The organism is Marinobacter sp. MIT930201, assembly GCF_047122665.1.
In the GTDB taxonomy this organism is placed as follows: Bacteria; Pseudomonadota; Gammaproteobacteria; order Pseudomonadales; family Oleiphilaceae; genus Marinobacter; species Marinobacter salarius.
Genome location: NZ_CP138916.1, coordinates 1,765,390 through 1,784,518, shown reverse-complemented (window position 1 = coordinate 1,784,518; position 19,129 = coordinate 1,765,390). Strand labels below are relative to the sequence as shown.

General features: G+C 58.8%; 17 protein-coding genes. 13 read left to right on the top strand and 4 right to left on the bottom strand.

All coding sequences use genetic code 11. The annotated features are described in order from the left end of the window. Positions 1-27: 27 nt before the first annotated feature. The 3 genes from SIC19_RS08335 to SIC19_RS08325 all read right to left on the bottom strand — a co-directional run bounded on the left by SIC19_RS08335 (position 28) and on the right by SIC19_RS08325 (position 3,422). Positions 28-1,221 carry a sensor domain-containing diguanylate cyclase gene (locus SIC19_RS08335; protein ID WP_041333625.1) on the bottom strand — a complete coding sequence of 398 codons (1,194 nt, stop codon included), beginning with the start codon at positions 1,219-1,221 and terminating at the stop codon, positions 28-30. A gap of 158 nt (positions 1,222-1,379) precedes the next feature. Next, positions 1,380-2,435 carry an NAD(P)-dependent alcohol dehydrogenase gene (locus SIC19_RS08330; RefSeq protein ID WP_075195414.1) on the bottom strand — a complete coding sequence of 352 codons (1,056 nt, stop codon included), beginning with the start codon at positions 2,433-2,435 and terminating at the stop codon, positions 1,380-1,382. Between the two features lie 111 nt (positions 2,436-2,546). Continuing rightward, positions 2,547-3,422, bottom strand: a complete 876-nt coding sequence (locus SIC19_RS08325) for an AraC family transcriptional regulator (RefSeq protein ID WP_041333627.1) — start codon at positions 3,420-3,422, stop codon at positions 2,547-2,549. A gap of 149 nt (positions 3,423-3,571) precedes the next feature. On the opposite strand from SIC19_RS08325, the gene SIC19_RS08320 reads away from it, so the two are divergent. From SIC19_RS08320 to SIC19_RS08260, 13 genes are all read left to right on the top strand, one after another. Then, positions 3,572-5,062: a CoA-acylating methylmalonate-semialdehyde dehydrogenase gene (locus SIC19_RS08320; protein ID WP_075195413.1), complete on the top strand. Its 1,491-nt coding sequence runs from the start codon at positions 3,572-3,574 to the stop codon at positions 5,060-5,062. Between the two features lie 9 nt (positions 5,063-5,071). Continuing rightward, positions 5,072-6,238: an acyl-CoA dehydrogenase family protein gene (locus SIC19_RS08315; protein ID WP_041333630.1), complete on the top strand. Its 1,167-nt coding sequence runs from the start codon at positions 5,072-5,074 to the stop codon at positions 6,236-6,238. Between the two features lie 35 nt (positions 6,239-6,273). Continuing rightward, on the top strand, positions 6,274-7,053 hold the full coding sequence (locus SIC19_RS08310) for an enoyl-CoA hydratase (RefSeq protein ID WP_127402303.1): 780 nt from the start codon (positions 6,274-6,276) through the stop codon (positions 7,051-7,053). A gap of 39 nt (positions 7,054-7,092) precedes the next feature. Then, positions 7,093-8,187, top strand: a complete 1,095-nt coding sequence (locus SIC19_RS08305; RefSeq protein ID WP_036202467.1) for an enoyl-CoA hydratase/isomerase family protein — start codon at positions 7,093-7,095, stop codon at positions 8,185-8,187. 46 nt (positions 8,188-8,233) lie between these two features. Beyond that, positions 8,234-9,127 (top strand): 3-hydroxyisobutyrate dehydrogenase, encoded by an 894-nt coding sequence (mmsB, locus tag SIC19_RS08300; protein WP_036205549.1) that lies wholly within the window; start codon positions 8,234-8,236, stop codon positions 9,125-9,127. A gap of 159 nt (positions 9,128-9,286) precedes the next feature. Next, entirely contained in the window at positions 9,287-10,936 is a 1,650-nt protein-coding gene (locus SIC19_RS08295) for an AMP-binding protein (RefSeq protein WP_036202470.1), read from the top strand. Next, on the top strand, positions 10,933-11,349 hold the full coding sequence (locus tag SIC19_RS08290) for a PaaI family thioesterase (protein WP_036202471.1): 417 nt from the start codon (positions 10,933-10,935) through the stop codon (positions 11,347-11,349). Before SIC19_RS08295 ends, SIC19_RS08290 begins: the two co-directional genes overlap by 4 nt. 4 nt (positions 11,350-11,353) lie before the next feature. Next, a complete protein-coding gene (locus SIC19_RS08285) occupies positions 11,354-12,163 on the top strand; it encodes an alpha/beta fold hydrolase (RefSeq protein ID WP_127402302.1) in 810 nt (269 codons plus the stop codon). Between the two features lie 70 nt (positions 12,164-12,233). Continuing rightward, positions 12,234-13,010 carry an ABC transporter ATP-binding protein gene (locus SIC19_RS08280; protein WP_036202477.1) on the top strand — a complete coding sequence of 259 codons (777 nt, stop codon included), beginning with the start codon at positions 12,234-12,236 and terminating at the stop codon, positions 13,008-13,010. Further along, entirely contained in the window at positions 13,007-13,729 is a 723-nt protein-coding gene (locus tag SIC19_RS08275) for an ABC transporter ATP-binding protein (RefSeq protein WP_036202479.1), read from the top strand. The genes SIC19_RS08280 and SIC19_RS08275 overlap by 4 nt, the downstream gene beginning before the upstream one ends. A gap of 92 nt (positions 13,730-13,821) precedes the next feature. Then, positions 13,822-15,036: an ABC transporter substrate-binding protein gene (locus SIC19_RS08270; protein ID WP_036202482.1), complete on the top strand. Its 1,215-nt coding sequence runs from the start codon at positions 13,822-13,824 to the stop codon at positions 15,034-15,036. Between the two features lie 116 nt (positions 15,037-15,152). Then, entirely contained in the window at positions 15,153-16,040 is an 888-nt protein-coding gene (locus tag SIC19_RS08265; RefSeq protein WP_075195407.1) for a branched-chain amino acid ABC transporter permease, read from the top strand. Positions 16,041-16,042: 2 nt separating this feature from the next. Continuing rightward, positions 16,043-17,038: a branched-chain amino acid ABC transporter permease gene (locus SIC19_RS08260; protein WP_041333636.1), complete on the top strand. Its 996-nt coding sequence runs from the start codon at positions 16,043-16,045 to the stop codon at positions 17,036-17,038. Here the strand turns inward: SIC19_RS08260 and SIC19_RS08255 are convergent. Further along, entirely contained in the window at positions 17,035-18,987 is a 1,953-nt protein-coding gene (locus SIC19_RS08255) for a hypothetical protein (RefSeq protein ID WP_127402301.1), read from the bottom strand. The genes SIC19_RS08260 and SIC19_RS08255 overlap by 4 nt on opposite strands. Between the last annotated feature and the right edge of the window lie 142 nt (positions 18,988-19,129).

The following is a 19,129-nucleotide window of genomic DNA, read 5'->3' as shown; positions in this document are numbered from 1 at the left end:
CCAACGAATTATTGTTGTCGGGCCGTTTCAGCTAACGCTGGTCTCCGGCGTCAGTCTTCCGAATTCTGCCCGGTTCCGGCCCTTGTCCTTGGCATTGTATAGCGCCGCGTCGGCTTCGATCATCATATCTGCGAAGGTTTTGTGATGGCCGGCTTTTTCAACACCCCCTATGCTGGCGGAGATGTACAGTGGCAACCCGTCTATTTCCTGGCCGTTGGTGGCGATGGTGTCCAGCAGACGGCGGGTGATGATGCGCACGTCGTCATCACCGGTGATGCGAAGCACCATCGCAAACTCTTCTCCCCCGACACGGCCAATGATGTCGTCATCCCTGAGTTCGTTTTTCAGCGTGCGTGCGACCAGGCGGAGGGCGTCATCTCCGGCTGCATGTCCCCAGCGGTCGTTGACTTGTTTGAAGTGATCCAGGTCCAACATCAGTACGGCCAGCTGCGTCTGGGACTGTGTCGCCTGGTCAAAGGCCCGGATGCCTTCCCGGAACAGGGAGCGGCGGTTGTATAGCCCGGTCAGGCCGTCGCGCTCCGCCATCACTCTCAGGCGCTGTTCGGAATGGGTAAAGGCCAGCAATGGCAGTGCCAGGGTCGTCGCGGTAGCCAGCAGAATATGGTTGACGAGGATTAACTGCAGCACGAAACCGGTATTGGCCTGGTTCAGGCCAAGCCAGTCCATGCCGATCACCAGTGCCTGGGACATCATCAGTACCCCATGCATGGTAAACAGCACTTTCAGAATCCTGACGGGCAGTGACGGTGTGGTATCCAGTTTCGACAGGGTGTAGACCGCAAAGCTGAAAATGGCAGCCGAGAACAGGGCTGTTAGCAGGCGGGCATTCAGCGGATCGCCTTGGAAGGTGAGCAGCAGGATCAGCAGATAACAGGCCGCGGATAAGCGCAGAGCATGGCGGGAGCGGCGGGTTTTACGCGATGCACTGCCGGAGAAGCGCTGCAGGCCCGCCAATACCAGCAACGGGGAAAGGCCGAGAAACAGGTGAGCCAGGAACACGGTGATCCAGGGCGTATCGATAAAGGCGCGTGTACCTGCGAACAGGGTTCCCACCGCGAAGGTCATACACGCCAGTGCCCACAACCGGAAACAATGCTGGCGGGAACGCAGCCGGAAAATGGCCCACAACAACCCACCGATCAACAGATTGATCGCGACAGAAAGCAGCAGCAAAGTCGGCAGGTGAACGGTAAATCCCATAGTCATCCCTGGTGACGGATTTTCGCAGTTTCACAGAGTACGCCCCCAGGGACGTTACGATCAGTAAGCTTTGTGTGTCGTTTCTTAGTGCATAAGCTAACAGGGGGCAGCCGCAGCCGCCAGCGCCGGCAGAGCGTGGCTGGCGGCTGGCCGTTTGGTTATGCGGCTTTCAGTGTCTTCATGTCGATCACGAAACGGTACTTCACATCGCCTTTCTTCATGCGCTCGTAGGCTTCGTTGATGTTTTTGATGTCGAGCATTTCCACGTCACAGGTGATGCCGTGATCGGCGCAGAAGTCCAGCACTTCCTGGGTTTCGGGCATACCGCCGATGAGAGAGCCTGCCAGCACGCGGCGCTTGAATACCAGGCCGCCGGCTTCCAGGGGCGGATCGACCGGTTCCAGTAAACCCACGAGGATGTGGGTGCCGTCGAACGTCAGGCAGTTCAGGTACGGATTCAGGTCATGCTGTACCGGCACGGTATCCAGCATGAAATCGAAGGATTCGGCGGCAGCTTCCATCTGGCTGTCGTCGGTGGAGACGACAACATGGTCGGCGCCCTGTTTCTTCGCCTCGGCCACCTTGCTTTCGGAGCGAGTGAAGATGGTGACCTCCGCGCCCAGGGCCTTGGCGAATTTCACGCCCATATGGCCGAGGCCGCCCATGCCGATAACGCCCACTTTGTCGCCAGGTCGAACGCCGTAGTGGCGTAGTGGGGAGTAGGTGGTAATGCCTGCGCAGAGAATGGGGGCGGCGGAGGCTGGGTCCAGCTTTTCCGGGACTTTCACCACAAAGCGCTCGCTGACCACAACCCGGTCGGAATAACCGCCGTAGGTGATGGAGCCGTCATAACGGTCCTCGCCATTGTAGGTGGCGGTCATGCCTTCCAGGCAATACTGTTCGAGGCCGGATTCGCAGGCGGAACAGCTACGGCAGGAATCCACCATGCAGCCTACGCCGACCGTATCGCCCACCTTATAGTCTGTCACGTCGGAGCCAACAGCAGTGACACGGCCAATGATCTCGTGGCCGGGAATTACCGGAAACTGCGTGACGCCCCAATCGTTCTGGGCGAAGTGGATATCGGTGTGGCAGACCCCGCAGTAGTCAATCTCGATGGAGACATCGTCCGGGCGCGGTTCGCGCCGTTCGAAGCTGATGGGGGCCAGCTTTGAGTCGGCTGATTCAGCTGCGTAGCCTTTTGCAGTCGCCATGGTCCGTGTTCCTTCTTTGTCGGTAAATATTCAAACCTATACGCAGTAACTCCGGGTGTGAGTCAGTTTCTCAACCGCAAGTTCCTTTTATGAAAGGAATATCATCAAGGGTTAATGACGATGGGTGTGGCGGTAGTCGGTGGGGGACTGGCCCATGACCTTCTTGAACAGTCGCGAAAAATAATAGTTGTCGTCATAGCCCAGAAGGCTACTGATCTGGGTAAAGGAGTGGTCCGTGGTGTCCAGTAACTGGCAGGCCTGTTCCACTTTCAGGTGCAGGAAATGCTGGATCGGGGAGACGCCGGTCAGGGCCCGGTAGCGGGTGGCAAAGTGTGCGGGTGAGAGCCCCGTCAGGTCCGCCAGTTGATTGAGCGTGATGCGCTCATCCAGATGCTCGCGCATGAAGTTATGAATGATGTCCAGGTCTGGCTGCTGCGCCTGGCCGGCCTCGCCGACGCTCAGGGGGACGGCCGCCAGCAACTGGCGTAGCCGGTTGGCCACATGGACCAGGCCGGGGGTGCGGAAACCGGTCTGCCGTACCGAAAGCAGGCCGTTGAAGTCCACCAGCAATCGGGGTTGCCGACCGATGTGCTGAACGCGGATGCCGTCGGTAAATCCCATGTGTTCCCGAAAGTGTTCCGCCAATGGGCCTGCATAGTGCACCCAATGAATTGTCCATGGGTTCTCCGGTGCGGCGGTGTATCGGTGGGCGGCGCCGGCCGGTATCAGCACCAGGTCGCCCGCCCGTATCAGGCAGGGTTCGTCTTCGACATTCAGGTAGGCTTCCCCCTCCGTGCAATGGATCAAAAGATCGTCATTGTGGTGCTCCCGGTGCATGTGGTGGCCTGCGGCGCGGCGATAGTGACCGAAGGCGAGCGGGTACAGGTCGCGGGTCAGCGGGTGTCGTGACAGGCCGCGTATGACCGGGTCAGGGATGACATAACGAATGCTGTCCGGCGGTACGGGCCACTGTGATGTTTTGGTCATCGTAGGCGCCTGTTTCATGATGGATTCGAAAGATAGTCCATCATGGTCGAAACTTAGTCAATCATTAAGCGGCAGAAGGCTGTGCTAGGATCGATGACAACCATAGGGCACAGGCCCAAAGACCTACAACAATGACAGGGAATATTGCTATGAAAAACGTACCCCTTTATATCGGTGGTGAGTTCGTCCAAAGCCAGACTGAGCAGTGGATTGACGTTACTGACCCAGCTACCAATGAAGTGATTGCCCGTGCACCCTGCACCACCGACGCCGAGATGCGTCGCGCTATCGACAACGCAGGCGAAGTGTTCAAGACCTGGAAAGAGGTCCCGGTCTCCGAGCGCGCCCGGGTGATGATGCGTTACCAGGCCCTGCTGAAAGAACACCATGATGAAATCGCCGAGATCCTGTCCAGCGAAACCGGCAAAACCTTCGAGGATGCCAAAGGCGACGTATGGCGTGGTATCGAGGTTGTGGAACACGCAGCCAACATCCCCTCACTGATGATGGGTGAAACCGTTGAGAACGTGGCCCGCGAGATCGACACATATTCCTACACCCAGCCGCTGGGTGTCTGTGCCGGTATCACGCCGTTCAACTTCCCGGCCATGATCCCGCTGTGGATGTTCCCGATGGCCATTGCCTCCGGTAACACCTTCATTCTCAAGCCGTCCGAGCAGGACCCGCTGACCCCGATGCGTCTGGCGGAGCTGTTTGAAGAAGCAGGCGCCCCCAAGGGTGTGTTGCAGGTTGTCCACGGCGGTAAAGAACAGGTAGACGTGCTGCTGACCGATCCGGCCATCAAGGCTGTGTCCTTCGTTGGCTCCGTACCGGTGGGCCGTTACATCTACGAAACCGGCACCCGTAACATGAAGCGTGTACAGAGTTTTGCCGGCGCCAAGAACCACATGGTGATCCTGCCGGACGCGGACAAGAATCAGGTGGTCAAAGCTCTGGTAGGCGCATCGGTTGGTGCTGCCGGCCAGCGTTGCATGGCGATTTCCGTGGCCGTGTTCGTGGGCGAGGCCCAGGAGTGGATTCCGGAAGTGAAGGAAGCCCTGGCTGCGGTCAGACCCGGTGCCTGGAACGACAAGGGAGCCAACTATGGGCCGATTATCAGCAAGCAGGCGAAGCAGCGCGTGGAATCGCTGATTACCCGCGGTGAGGAAGAAGGCGCCAAGCTGCTGCTGGATGGCCGCAACTGCACCGTTGATGGTCTGCCTGACGGCAACTGGGTAGGGCCGACGCTGTTCGCCGGGGTCAAGCCGGAGATGGATGTCTACAAGGAAGAGATCTTTGGCCCGGTTCTGGCCTGCATGGAAGTGGACACCCTGGAAGATGCCATCAACCTGGTCAACGACAGCCCTTACGGTAACGGTACTTCCATCTTCACCAGCTCCGGTGGAGCAGCACGTCGCTACCAGCATGAGATCGAAGTGGGTCAGGTGGGTATCAACGTGCCCATTCCGGTGCCCCTGCCGTTCTTCTCCTTCACTGGCTGGAAAGGCTCCTTCTACGGTGACCAGCACGCCTACGGCAAGCAGGCGGTGAAGTTCTACACCGAGACCAAGACCATTACCTGTCGCTGGTTCAGCAGCGATGCGGTGGCTGAAACCAACTTCTCCATCCGCATGCGGTAAGGGGAGCCCATGAACTTTGATCTGACTGAAGATCAGCTGGCCTTCCGCGAGGCCGCCAGGGCCTTCGCGGAAAAGGCCATGGCGCCTCACGCTGCCAAATGGGATGCCGAGCATGTGTTCCCGGTGGAAGTGATTCGCGAGGCCGGTGAGATGGGCTTTTGCGGTATTTACACGCCGGAAGCCCAGGGCGGCATGGGGCTGTCGCGGCTGGATACCAGCGTGATCGTGGAAGAACTGGCGGCTGCCTGTCCTTCCACGGCCGCCTACATCACCATCCACAACATGGCGACCTGGATGGTGGCGCAGTTTGGCAATGCCGATATCCAGAAACAGATCGCCCCGAAAATGGCCAGTGGTGAATGGTTGGGTTCCTACTGCCTGACGGAACCGGGTGCCGGCTCTGACGCCGGTAACCTGCGCACCAAGGCCACACGGGACGGCGACAGCTATGTACTGAATGGCAGCAAGGTGTTTATTTCCGGCGCCGGCGCCACCCAGATGCTGGTGGTGATGGCTCGTACCGGCGAACCCGGCAGTGGCCCAAAAGGGATCAGTGCCTTTGTGGTGCCCGCTGACAGCGACGGTATCCACTACGGCAAGGCCGAGGAAAAAATGGGTTGGAACAGCCAGCCCACCCGCCAGATTACCTTCGAGAACGTGCGCGTGCCGGCAAATAACCGGCTGGGCGAAGAAGGTCAGGGCTTCATGATCGCCATGAAAGGCCTGGATGGTGGGCGCCTTAACATTGCCACCTGCTCCATGGGTGGTGCCCAGGCGGCGCTGCTGCGCGCGCGCAATTACATGCACGAACGCGAGCAGTTCGGCCAGGCCCTGGCGGGCTTCCAGGCGCTGCAGTTCAAGCTGGCGGACATGGCAACCAACCTGGTGGCCGCGCGCCAGATGGTTCGGTTGGCGGCCTACCGGCTTGATCAGGGCGATACCGAAGCCACCCTGCATTGCGCCATGGCCAAACGCTTCGCCACCGATGCGTGTTTCGAGGTGTGCAATGAGGCACTTCAGCTCCACGGTGGTTACGGCTATATCCGCGAGTATCCGCTGGAGCGCTACGTACGCGACCTGCGGGTGCATCAGATTCTGGAAGGCACCAACGAAATCATGCGGCTGATCGTAGCCCGCCGGCTACTGGAGCCTGGTGTCGCTGAAGCTATTCAATAAACGCTTCTGCCAACTAACAAAAGGCGAGAATTTACATGAGCGAACTGATTCAGCTGGAAAAACGCGGTCACACCGCGATCATCACCATTAACAATCCACCGGCCAATACCTGGACCAAGGCTTCTTTGAAAGCGCTGGAAGAGACGATTGAGGCGCTCAACGCCGATCGCAATATCTTTGCGCTGGTGGTCACTGGCCAGGGCGAAAAGTTTTTCTCCGCCGGTGCCGACCTCAAGGCCTTCGCCGATGGCGACATTGGTAACGCAAGTGTCATGGCGCAGGCGTTTGGTCAGGCATTCGATGCCCTGGTTCGCTTCCGTGGCGTGTCAATTGCGGCCGTGAACGGCTATGCCATGGGGGGTGGCCTGGAGTGTGCCCTGGCCTGTGACATCCGCATTGCCGAGGAGCATGCCCAGATGGCATTGCCAGAGGCCACCGTTGGCCTGTTGCCCTGTGCCGGTGGCACCCAGAACCTGCCCTGGCTGGTCGGCGAAGGCTGGGCCAAGCGCATGATCCTGTGTGGTGAGCGTATCAAGGCCGACAAGGCCCAGAGCATCGGGCTGGTGGAGGAAGTGGTGCCGCAGGGCGCAGCCCTCGACAAGGCGCTGGAGCTGGCGGAGATGGCCGGCAAGCAGAGCCCGTCGTCTGTTGCCCGCTGCAAGACCCTGGTGATGAGCGCCCGTGACGGTCGCAGCCACGACGATGGCTGGAGAATGGAGCGGGAACTGTTTATCGAACTGTTCAGCACCGAAGACCAGCGCGAAGGCGTGAATGCGTTCCTTGAAAAGCGCACGCCGGAATGGAAAAACCGTTAAAAGCATCGATAAATCGGGCCGGATTACTGAGTGAATGGTATGAGCGATCAAGTAGTCATTTTTGAGGAACTGGAAGCCGCTGGCGGTAGCCGCATTGGTGTGGCACGGCTGAACGCTCCGCGCGCCATGAACGCATTGTCGCTGGAGATGATCCACCTGTTGAAGGCAAAGCTGGACCAGTGGGCCGCGGACGACACCATCGGCGCCGTGTGGCTGGAAGGCGAGGGCGACAAGGCCCTGTGCGCCGGCGGGGACATTGTGGCTCTGTATCGCGACATGACAGAGCCGCGCTCTGACAGTCGTGCCGTCAGTGAAGGGGATAGATTCTTCACCGACGAATACGAACTGGACTACCAGATTCACACCTATCCCAAGCCTTTTATTGTCTGGGGCAATGGCGTGGTGATGGGCGGCGGCATCGGCCTGATGTCTGGCGGCTCCCATCGCGTGGTGACGGAGCATTCACGTGTGGCGATGCCGGAAGTGAGTATCGGCCTGTACCCGGATGTCGGCGCTGGCTGGTTCCTCAACAAAATGCCGGGCCGGATCGGTTTGTTCCTGGGGCTGACCGGGGCGCGGATGAACGGCGCTGATGCGCTGTTTACCGGGTTGGCCGATCGGTTTATTCGCCACGACATGCGCGAGGAGGTCAAGCAGGCCTTGCAGCAGTCGGGCTTTGCCGGCCTTGAGGGTGGCGCCCATGCCGCTGTCAGCAAAGTGTTGCGCAGATTCGAGGAGGGCTCCCGCGAGGCAATGCCGCAGGCCGTGGTGCGCGAGCACTTTGATGTGATCCAGGCCCTTACCGACGGCGATTCGCTGGTAGATGTGGTGGATAACCTGAGCCAGTACGCCGGCGAAGATCCCTGGCTGATCAAGGCGGTCAAGACGGTCGCGGCGGCGTCGCCGGCGTCCCTGACTCTGACCTGGCAACACTATCACGACACCTTGCACGACAGCCTGTCCCAGGTTTTCGACAAGGAGCTTCAAATATCGAAACGCTGCCTGAAGATGGGTGAGTTTGCCGAGGGCGTCCGGGCACTGTTGATCGACAAGGACCTGAAGCCACGCTGGCATTTCCCGACACTGAAGAGCGTGGACCCGGAATGGATCGACCGATTCTTTATCGAGCCCTGAACAAAACCGAACAGACCAACACTGATCAAAAATGGAGAACAACAATATGGCGACTATCACATTTATCGGTCTTGGCAACATGGGTGGCCCTATGGCCGCCAACCTCGTTAAGGCGGGACACGACCTGACGGTGTTTGATCTGTCTTCCGAGGCGGTCAAGGCGCTCACCAGCGAAGGTGCGAAATCTGCAGCGACGATTCAGGAAGCAGTGGAGGGTGCCGAGGTGGTGATTTCCATGCTGCCTGCGGGCCAGCACGTGGAAGCGGTTTATCTGGGCGACAACGGCCTGCTGAAAAACCTGCCGTCCACCACATTGGTGATCGACTCCTCCACCATCGCACCGGAAACCGCGAAAGGTGTGGCCGAAGCAGCTGTGGCGGCCGGTATCACCTTTATGGATGCGCCGGTCTCCGGCGGTGTTGGTGGCGCCAAGGCGGGCACGCTGACCTTTATCTGTGGTGGTGAGGCGGACGCGTTCGAGCGCGCCAAACCCATTCTTGAAGGTATGGGCAAGAACATCTTCCACGCTGGCCCTCACGGTGCCGGGCAGATTGCCAAGATCTGCAACAACATGCTGCTGGCCATTCTCATGAGCGGCACCAGCGAAGCCCTGGCCCTGGGTGTGAAGAACGGCCTGGACCCTGCGGTACTGTCGGAAATCATGAAGCAGAGTTCTGGCGGCAACTGGGCGCTGAATGTCTACAACCCCTGGCCGGGTGTGATGGAAGGTGTGCCGGCGTCCCGCAACTACGAAGGTGGCTTTCTGGTAAACCTGATGAACAAGGACCTGGGCCTGGCCTTCGATAACGCCGTCAAGAATCAGGCCCCCATTCCCATGGGGTCACTGGCCCGGAACCTGTTTGCACTCCATGCCAACGAGGGTAACGGCGGGCTGGATTTCTCCAGTATCCAGAAGTTCTATTACCGCGAGCAGAGCTGAGCAGGCAGCGCCTCCAGAACGGTCAGGGCTGGGGCTTTACGCTCATATCTTTGAGTTTTGGAGGCGTTTATTTTTAGCTTAAAGTTTACCTTTACGTAAACTATAGCCTGTGCTACACATTGAGATCAGAATTCGCTACAACAACAAAAGGACTGGATTATGAGCCTCCCGGAGTACCAATCGGTCTATGACAATTTCGATCCCGCCAGCCTCGAAGCCGAGATCCTGGAGGGCAGCCTGAGTGACGGCCTGAACGTCTGTACGGAAATCTGCGACAAGTGGGCCGACGACCCCCAGCGGGTCGCGTTGTATTACGAGAAAGCCGACGGCGGTTCCGGCAAACTGACCTTTGCCGAGCTGAAAGAGAAGTCCGCCCGTTTTGCGAACTACCTAGCCTCCCGCGGGATCGGCAAGGGCGACCGAGTGGCCGCCCTGCTGCCCCGCAGCCCGGAACTGTTGATTGTGATTGCCGGTGCCCTGCGCGCCGGTGCCGTTTACCAGCCGCTGTTCACCGCCTTTGGCCCTGGTGCCATCGAGTATCGTTTCGAGCGCGCCAGCACCAAGCTGGTGGTCACTGACCCCGTCAACTACCCGAAACTTACCGAGGTTAAGGACTGCGCACCTGTGGTGTGCGTGAGCGCGGCCGAAGTCAGTGGCGATATCCCGGACTTTGAAAAGACACTGGCAGAGCAGTCTGGCCAGTTTGAACCGGTACTGATCAAGGGTGGTGATCCGTTCCTGCAGATGTTTACCTCGGGTACGGTTGGTAAGTCCAAGGGTGTTGCGGTTCCTGCCAAGGCGTTGCTGGCGTTTTACGTGTACATGAAATATGCCATCGACCTGCGGGACGATGATGTGTTCTGGAACGTGGCTGATCCGGGCTGGGCCTACGGTCTTTACTACGCCGTGGTGGGCCCGTTGCTGATGGGGCATGCCACCCATTTCAACCCGGGCGCGTTTACCCCGGAAACCACCTACGACATGATCCGCAAGTACAAGATCACCAACCTGGCGGCGGCCCCGACTGCCTATCGGTTGCTGAAAGCCAATGACCACGTTCTTCCGGAAGGTGAGAACCTTGGTCTGCGGGTGGCGAGCAGTGCCGGCGAGCCGCTGAACCCGGAAGTGGTGAACTGGATTGAGCGGCGTCATTTCTGCCCGGTCAAGGACCACTATGGCCAGACCGAAACGGGTATGACCTGCTGTAACTTCCATGGCCTTGATCACCCGGTACGCCAGGGCTCCATGGGCTATTCCTCTCCTGGCCACAAAGTCGTTGCCCTTAATGAAAAGAATGAAGTTGTGGGCGAAGGTGAGATCGGCCAGTTGGCAGTGGATGTGAAGGCCTCGCCATTGTTCCATTTCGACGGCTACACCTGGGGCGAAAAAGACCCGTTCGTGAATGGCTACTACCTCACCGGCGATATGGTGGTGAATCACGGCGGTGGCTGCTTCTCATTCAGCGGCCGTGACGATGACATTATCACCACTGCTGGTTACCGTGTGGGCCCGGCCGATGTGGAAAGCACCCTGCTGGAGCACAAGGCGGTGGCCGAGTCTGGTGTGGTGGCGAAGCCCGACGAAAAGCGGGGCTCTATTATCAAGGCTTATGTGGTTATCAAGGGTGACCAGGAGCCTGAAAGCGAAGAGGCCCTGAAGGACGAGCTGCAGGAGCTGGTTCGCCATCGCCTTTCCGCTCACGCCTATCCCCGTGAAATTGAATTCGTGGATGAGCTGCCGAAAACCCCCAGTGGCAAGATCCAGCGCTTTGTTCTGCGTAACCAGGCGAAGGAAGAGAAACAGGGATGATTGTCACCTTCGAGGAGTTGCAGGCCTTCCTCGCCGAACAGTTTCCCCAGGGTGCCCGCTACGGCACCCTGCAGGAACTGGGCGACGGTTGGGCCGAAATGAAGCTGGAGGTTGCTGAAGAGCATCTGCGCCCCGGCGGCACGGTGTCCGGCCCCGCCATGATGGCGTTGGCGGACGTGGCCCTGTATGCCGCACTGCTGGGAAAAATCGGCCTGGTGCCGCTGGCGGTGACCAGTAACCTCAACATCAACTTCCTGCGCAAGCCCGTGGCCCACAGCCCGATCCGGGCGCGGGCCAGCATGCTGAGAGTCGGCAAGACCAGCGGAGTGGGTGAGGTCTACATTCTCTCCGACGGCCTGGAAGACCCGGTTGCCCATGCCACCATCACCTACGCGATTCCGGCGCAGCGGTGACGGCATGAACGTCAGCAATCTTTCGGTTTCCCTGGGTGAGGGCGTCAGGGTTCAGGCCCAGCGCCTGAGCCACGGTGACCGTACCGGGCCTGTGTTGGTGTTCCTGCATGAATCCCTGGGCAACATTGCCTTGTGGAAGCAGTTTCCGCGCCAGTTGGCGGAGGCCACGGGCCTCGATGCGCTGATTTATGAACGCCGTGGTTACGGTGCCTCCAGTGACGAGCCGTTGCCCCGTCCCTACGATTATCTGGAGCAGGAAGGCACCGTGTGGTTGCCCCGGCTGCTGGATGCACTGGCGATTGATGAGGTGATTCTGGTGGGCCACAGCGATGGCGGCTCCATTGCCCTGATTGCCGCAGCAGCGTTGGAAGGGCGGGTAAAAGGGTTGGTCACCATGGCCGCCCATACCTGGGCCGATCACCTCACCCTGGCTGGTATCCGCGACATGCGCCGTCGCTACCTGGAAGAAGGTATTCGCGAGAAGTTACTGCGCCATCACGGCGAACGCACTGATGCGTTGTTCTACGCCTGGCAGGACGTCTGGCTGGATGAGGGATTTCAAGAGTCCATGGACTTTGGCCCTTGGCTGGACGCCATTCGTTGCCCGGCTATGATCATTCAAGGGGACGATGATGAATATGGCGTTCCAGAGCAGGTGACCCGGATTGTGGAGGGTATCGGGCATTGGGCTGAACCGGTGTTCATGGCTGGCACGGGGCATTCGCCCCACTTGCAGCAGCCTGCCCAGGCGCTGACGTTGGTCAGTGATTTTTTGCGAATGGCGATTGGCCAAAAAAGTACGATTTTAGGTTGACGTTTACGTAGACGTCAATCTACTCTGTACACAGTATAAACGCACAACAATAACAAAGGTAGAATGGCTCATGAGTGACCCGTTCGTTCTGGAGACCCAAAGCCTCGTCAAAGAGTTCAAGGGCTTTGTGGCGGTCGATGACGTTAACCTGAAGGTGCAGCGTGGCCACATACATGCCCTGATCGGCCCTAATGGCGCGGGCAAGACCACGGTATTCAACCTGCTCACCAAATTCCTGATTCCTACCCGAGGCAAAATCCTGTTCAAGGGTGAGGACATCACTTCAATGAAATCGGCGGCCATTGCCCGCAAAGGGGTGGTCCGTTCCTTTCAGATTTCTGCGGTTTTTCCCCATATGACGGCGCTTGAGAACATTCGCGTCGCTCTTCAGAGCTTTGAAGGAAACTCCTTCCGCTTCTGGAAATCCGGCGAGTCCCTGAACAAGCTCAATGAGCGTTGCATGGAACTGCTGGACAGTGTGGGGCTGACTGAATTCGCCAATACCACCACCGTCGAACTCGCCTACGGTCGTAAACGCGCCCTGGAGCTGGCCACCACTCTGGCCATGGAGCCGGAGCTGCTGTTGCTGGATGAGCCCACACAGGGAATGGGCAGTGAAGACGTGGAGCGGGTCGTTGAACTGGTGCGCAAGGCCGCTCAAGGCCGCACGGTGCTGATGGTGGAACACAACCTGGGTGTGGTCAGCAAACTGTGCGACCGGGTCACCGTGCTGGCACAGGGGGCCGTGCTCACCGAAGGCGACTACCAACAGGTGTCCGATGACCCCCGTGTGCGTGAGGTGTATATGGGCGGCACGGCCACCAAGAAGCAGGAGGCGGCGGAATGACCCAGGCCCACTCGAAAGACTACGAACAGCTACGAATCTCCGGGCTTCACGCGTTCTATGGCGAGTCCCACATTCTCCATGGCATTGATCTGGAGGTTCAGCGCGGGGAACTGGTCACCCTTCTGGGCCGCAACGGGGCCGGGCGCAGCACAACCCTGAAAGCGATTATGAATATGGTGGGCCGCCGCACCGGCTCGATCATGATTAACGGTGAGGAGACCATGACGTGTGCGCCTCACCACATTGCAAGGTTGGGAGTAGGGTATTGCCCCGAACACCGGGGCATTTTTTCCGGACTCAATGTCATGGAAAACCTGACGCTTCCGCCGGTCGTCCGAAGTGGCGGCATGGGGTTGGAGGAAATTTTCTCCATGTTCCCCAACCTGTACGAACGCCGTACCAGCCCTGGCACCAAACTATCGGGTGGTGAGCAGCAGATGCTGGCCATGGCCCGGATTCTGAGAACGGGCGCCAACATGCTGTTGCTGGATGAAATCACCGAAGGCCTGGCTCCGGTCATCGTTGAAACACTAGGCGAGGTGTTGGTCAAGCTGAAGGAAAAAGGCCTGACCATTGTCCTGGTTGAGCAAAATTTCCATTTCGCCGCACCCCTGGCGGACCGTCACTATGTGATGGAACACGGCCAGATTGTGGAGGAGATCAGCGCCGACGAGCTTGAGGCCAAGCAGTCGATGCTGGACAAGTACCTGGGTGTGTAAGGCCTGGGGATGAGAGTGAAATAAAGAGTGCAACAAGAGCAATAAGAACGAAACCCGAAAACCAACGCAAAGACAGTAGCGGAGAAACAACAATGACAATCACCAAAAAGCTTCTGACATCAGCGATTGCATCAGCCATGTTTGTGGGTGCTGCCCAGGCTGAGATATCCGACAACACCGTTAAAATCGGTTACCTGGCCGACATGTCCGGCACCTATCGTGACCTGGCCGGCCCCAATGGCCAGACAGCCCTGGAAATGGCCATTGCCGACTTCGGTGGCACGGTCAATGGCGCCAAGATCGAAGTGGTCAGCGCGGATGATCGTAACAGCCCGGATTCCGCCTCCAGCACTGCCCGGCGCTGGGTGGAGAACGAGAACGTTGATTTGATTGCCGGCCTGGTTGCCTCTTCGGTCACCATTGCCGTCAGCAACATCCTGGAAGAAAACGACAAGCTGGGCATTGTCTCCGGTTCTGCCGCGTCCAGCATCACCAACGAGCACTGCACGCCGAACCATATCCACTACGTGTACGACACCTACCCGCTGGCCAACGGTACGGCAAGCGCGGTGGTTAAAGAAGGTGGCAAGAGCTGGTTCATCCTGACCGCTGACTACGCCTTTGGGCACGCCCTGGAAGGGGACGTAACCCGCGTGGTGGAAGAAAATGGCGGCGAAGTGATGCAGGCGGTGCGTCATCCGTTCCCGACCTCTGACTTCTCCTCCTTTATCCTGCAGGCGCAGTCCTCAGGCGCTGACGTGGTGGCTCTGGCAAACGCAGGTGCAGACACCACCAATGCCATCACCACCGCCGGTGAATTCGGCCTGACCCAGTCCGGCCAGACCCTGGCAGCGCTGCTGTTGTTCCTGACCGACGTTCATGCACTGGGTGCTCAGTCTGCCCAGGGCATTCAGCTCACCACCGGCTGGTACTGGGACATGAACGACGAAACCCGTGCCTGGTCTGACCGTTTCATGGAAAAAACCGGCGTTCGTCCCACCATGGTTCACGCCGGTATTTACTCCAGCGCCATCCAGTACCTGAACGCTGTGAAGGCCACCGGTTCGGATGCCGCCCAAACGGTACGCAAGCAGATGATGGATACGCCGATCAACGACATGTTTGCCAAGAACGGCATCATTCGTGAGGACGGCCGCATGGTCCACGACATGTACCTGGCAGAAGTGAAAACCCCCGAGGAGTCCAAGAGCGAGTGGGACCTGTATGACATCGTACGGACCATCCCAGGGGACGAGGCCTATCGCCCGCTGTCCGAGAGCAAATGCAAGCTCGTAACCCAAAACTGATGTTCTGACCGACTGGGCCGTCCCGCGCTATCCAACAGTACTGGCGCGGGGCGGCCACTGACCTGCAGACACGCAACTTGTGAATGATCAGTTGCGCTGCTTTTGGAGTTTGTAACATGACCGAGATTCTGGGAGTCCCCGTGGCCGTGCTGTCTGGCCAGTTGATGCTCGGGGTGATCAATGGCGCCTTTTATGCTCTGCTGAGCCTCGGCCTGGCGGTTATATTTGGCCTGCTGAAAATCATTAATTTCGCCCATGGCGCCATGTACATGCTCGGTGCCATGTGTACCGTACTGATTTTTGATGCCTTCGGCGTCAACTACTGGGTAGCGCTTTTCGTCGCGCCCGTGATTGTTGGCTGTTTCGGCATTCTGCTGGAGTACTTCCTGTTGCGCCGCATCGCGGGCCAGGATCACATCTACAGCCTGTTGTTGACCTTCGGGATTGCACTGATCCTTCAAGGTGTTCTGACCAATATTTACGGCGTTTCTGGCCTGCGTTATTCCATGCCGGAGGTGTTCAGAGGTGGTATGAACCTCGGGTTCATGTTCCTTCCCTACTATCGAGCCTGGGTGATCGTCGCTGCCTTGCTGGTGTGCTTCGCAACCTGGTTCATGATTGAGAAAACCCGGCTTGGCTCCTACCTGCGGGCCGGCACGGAAGATTCCCAGCTGATGCAGGGGTTTGGCATCAATGTGCCACTGCTGATCAGCCTCACTTACGGTTTTGGTGTCATGCTCGCCGCCTTCGCCGGTGCGCTTGCCGCACCCATATATTCGGTATCGCCGGTAATGGGCTCCAACATACTCATCGTGGTGTTTGCTGTGGTCGTCATCGGCGGCATGGGTTCTATCGCCGGAGCCGTCGTTACCGGCCTGATGATGGGGGTAGTAGAAGGGTTCACCAAAGTGTTCTACCCGGAAGGGTCGGCAGCCGTGATCTTCCTGGTGATGGTGGTTGTTCTGTTGATTCGCCCGTCGGGCCTGTTTGGTAAGGAGGCATAGTCATGGCGAACGCAACCACGCAGACAGATATCCAGCAAAGCATTATTCAGCAGCAGAAATCCGAGCAACGCAAGAAGCAGATTTTGAATCTTGTGCTGCTGGCGCTGCTCCTATTGGCACCGGCGGTGATGTACCCCGTGTTCCTGATGAAAATCCTGTGCTTCGCCCTGTTCGCAGTGGCGTTCAACCTCCTGCTGGGTTACACCGGCCTGCTGTCTTTCGGGCACGCTGCGTTCCTGGCGGCGGGCTCATACACCACCGGTTACCTGCTCTCGAATTTCTCCGGTCTGACGACCGAAATGGGGATTCTGGTGGGCACAGCGGCGGCAACGGTGTTGGGGCTCGGCTTCGGGGTTGTGGCCATTCGCCGCCAGGGAATCTATTTCGCGATGATCACCCTGGCGTTGGCGCAACTGGTCTACTTCTTCTTCGTACAGGCCCCGTTTACCGGTGGTGAGGACGGTATGCACGGCGTACCCCGCGGCCACCTGTTCGGCTTTGTTGACCTGAGTAACAACTACGCCATGTACTATTTCGTGCTGGCGGTCTTCCTGGGAGGCTATCTGGCGGTGCAGCGCATTGTCGGCTCGCCCTTCGGGCAGGTGCTCAAGGCGATCAAGCAGAACGAGCCCAGGGCGGTGTCCCTTGGCTACAACGTGGATCGCTACAAGCTCCTCGCATTCGTGATCTCCGCAGGCCTGGCCGGCCTGGCCGGATCGGTGAAAACCGTGGTGTTCCAGCTTGCGTCTCTCAACGACGCTCATTGGCACATGTCCGGCGAAGTCATCCTGATGACTCTGTTGGGTGGTACCGGCACGTTGCTGGGCCCGGTGGTCGGCGCCACTTTCGTGGTGAACCTGGAATATCAGCTGGCCCAGGGGCCGCTGGGTGACTGGGTAGATCCCATTCTTGGCGGTATCTTCGTGCTGACGGTGATGGCTTTCCGCTCGGGTATTGTGGGTGAGATCCAGAACTTCATGCGCAAGAACATGAGCTAATCGTCGCTGGCCGCCCAACTGCCATACCCCAACGCCATGACCCGGGCCACTTCGGCCTCGGGTATGGCTGCCAGGTCGCCCAGTTCCAGGGTGTCGTAGTGAAACACATAGAGGCGGGATGTGAATTCCGCCACCGGCAGGGATGCCTCACCCCGAATCTCTCCGTTTCCCCGGGTTGAGCAGGTGATGCCCTGGCCCCAGTCCTGGCCGCTGTCGTTATTGGGGTTGAAGAAGTACACCCGCATTTCGTTTCTGGGGCTCAGGGCCACTCGCAGGATAGTAATGGCATGTCGGCCGACGAAGCGGGCGGCGCTGTCGGTAACGGCGATACCGGCAGGCTGGTGGTGAATCACCGGAATGTTGCCGTTGTAGTAGGGGTGATAGCTGGCGTAGAAGTGTCGGATGAAATCGTCGTAGTCAGTGACTTCCCCAGTGTGGATATCGGCCACCACCTTGAAGCCGTGGCTTACCCACCAACCATAGAATTCCGGGTTGATCCAGCGATGGGCGTCGTCGTTACGGTCTTCGCAGCGCCGCCACATCTCACCGTATATCCGGTCCAGATGGGGAATCAGGATCAGTGAAACCGGATCCACATCCACCGGAGTATCTTTGACCAGGCCCGGCTCCAGGTTCTTGGATGACACTTCCCAACCTTCAAACCGACTCAGTACCTCGTTGTCGCGGGCTGCCCAGGTGAGTACCTGGAGCAGGTAATCGGCCTCGTTGGCGGCCCACATGGACAGTCCTATAGCGGACTGGCAACTGGGATTGTTGCCCTGGCCCACGCCCAGTGGCTGGCCCAACAGGTTGAGTACACCAGCGAGCAGAAATACTCCCGGTGGTACTGCATCACCAAAGGCCTCCGACAGGACCTGTTTCGTTTCCGTCGATAATCTGAGTTTGATCTGCCGCCAGAGGGCCTGCGCAACCGGTGGGGTGAAGAGCGAACCCCGCTCCAGCATCATGGTCAGTCCATAGACAGCCTGGCAGGTTTCCGGATGGATGGCTTCATCAATCAGCGCATCCACAAGTTGGTTGTAACAATAAAAATCATCCAGCCCGGTCATCGTCAGCCCCAGGGCGGTGGGGATGAGATCTTCCTCGTCGCTGGTGCGCAGAAACCGCAAAAACACCGCGTGATAGGGCGACGCCAGCCCGGTATCGTGCATATTGCGGGCAAACGCACTGGCTTCCGCGGAGAGCTCAACGTCGTCCATTTTGGCCAGGCGTAGCTGGTACAGGTCCAATCCGGGATCTTCACGGCTACCGGGAGTGGGTGCAAACAGAGCTCTCACCAGGCGGGTGGCGTCGGCGGTGCCGGTGGTGTTGAGTTCCGGGTCATACAGGCATTTGGCGATCTGGCCAATCATGTCGCAGATGCTGTCCACCTGCACGGGCCCTTGTTCCAGCAGGCGCCACACCTCAGCCACCAGGCTGTCCATCAGGTTTTCGTAGCCAAGGTGGGATATCAGGTATTGGTATAGCCCCAGAACGAGGGGGCCGAGTTGTTTGGGCCGTTCGCGGTCCGCTTCGGTGAGAGTGCCAGACAGCAGGTCCAGGTTCAGGGCCATCACCTGGGTGAGGAAATGCCGGGCCTGCTCGGAGGAAATGCCAGGGTGAAAATAGTCACCGCGCACCACCGCCAGCAGCCGTATTTCGCTGATCGCCTCGACAACGGTGGTAACCGCACCGGCTTCCCGCAGTGAGTGCTTGGCCAGGGCAGGTTGCAGGGTGGCAGGTTTAGACCAGTCACTGGTGCCGAATATACCGGCGGATTCCAGAGCGCGAACCCGACGGTACAGGACATCGAAACCTCCCGGCAGCGTCATTAGAAGGCGCGCACGCTCCAGCAGCCCCAGGCTGGAGGCTTGTGGTGACGCGCTGCGGGCGCGGGCAAAGTCTGCCAGAGCGGCATCGAATTGCAATGAAGCCTGGGCAAGATCCAAGGGTTAACTCCTTTTTTCGTTTTTCCTCGCTCCGTCACTGGCAGTGTAGTCGGCCCCGGGCCAGAGACAAAGCTGGCGATGATCAGGTCGTCCAGCAGAAGTTGTGTCAATCGTTTATGGTGTAGGTACAGATATACGACTC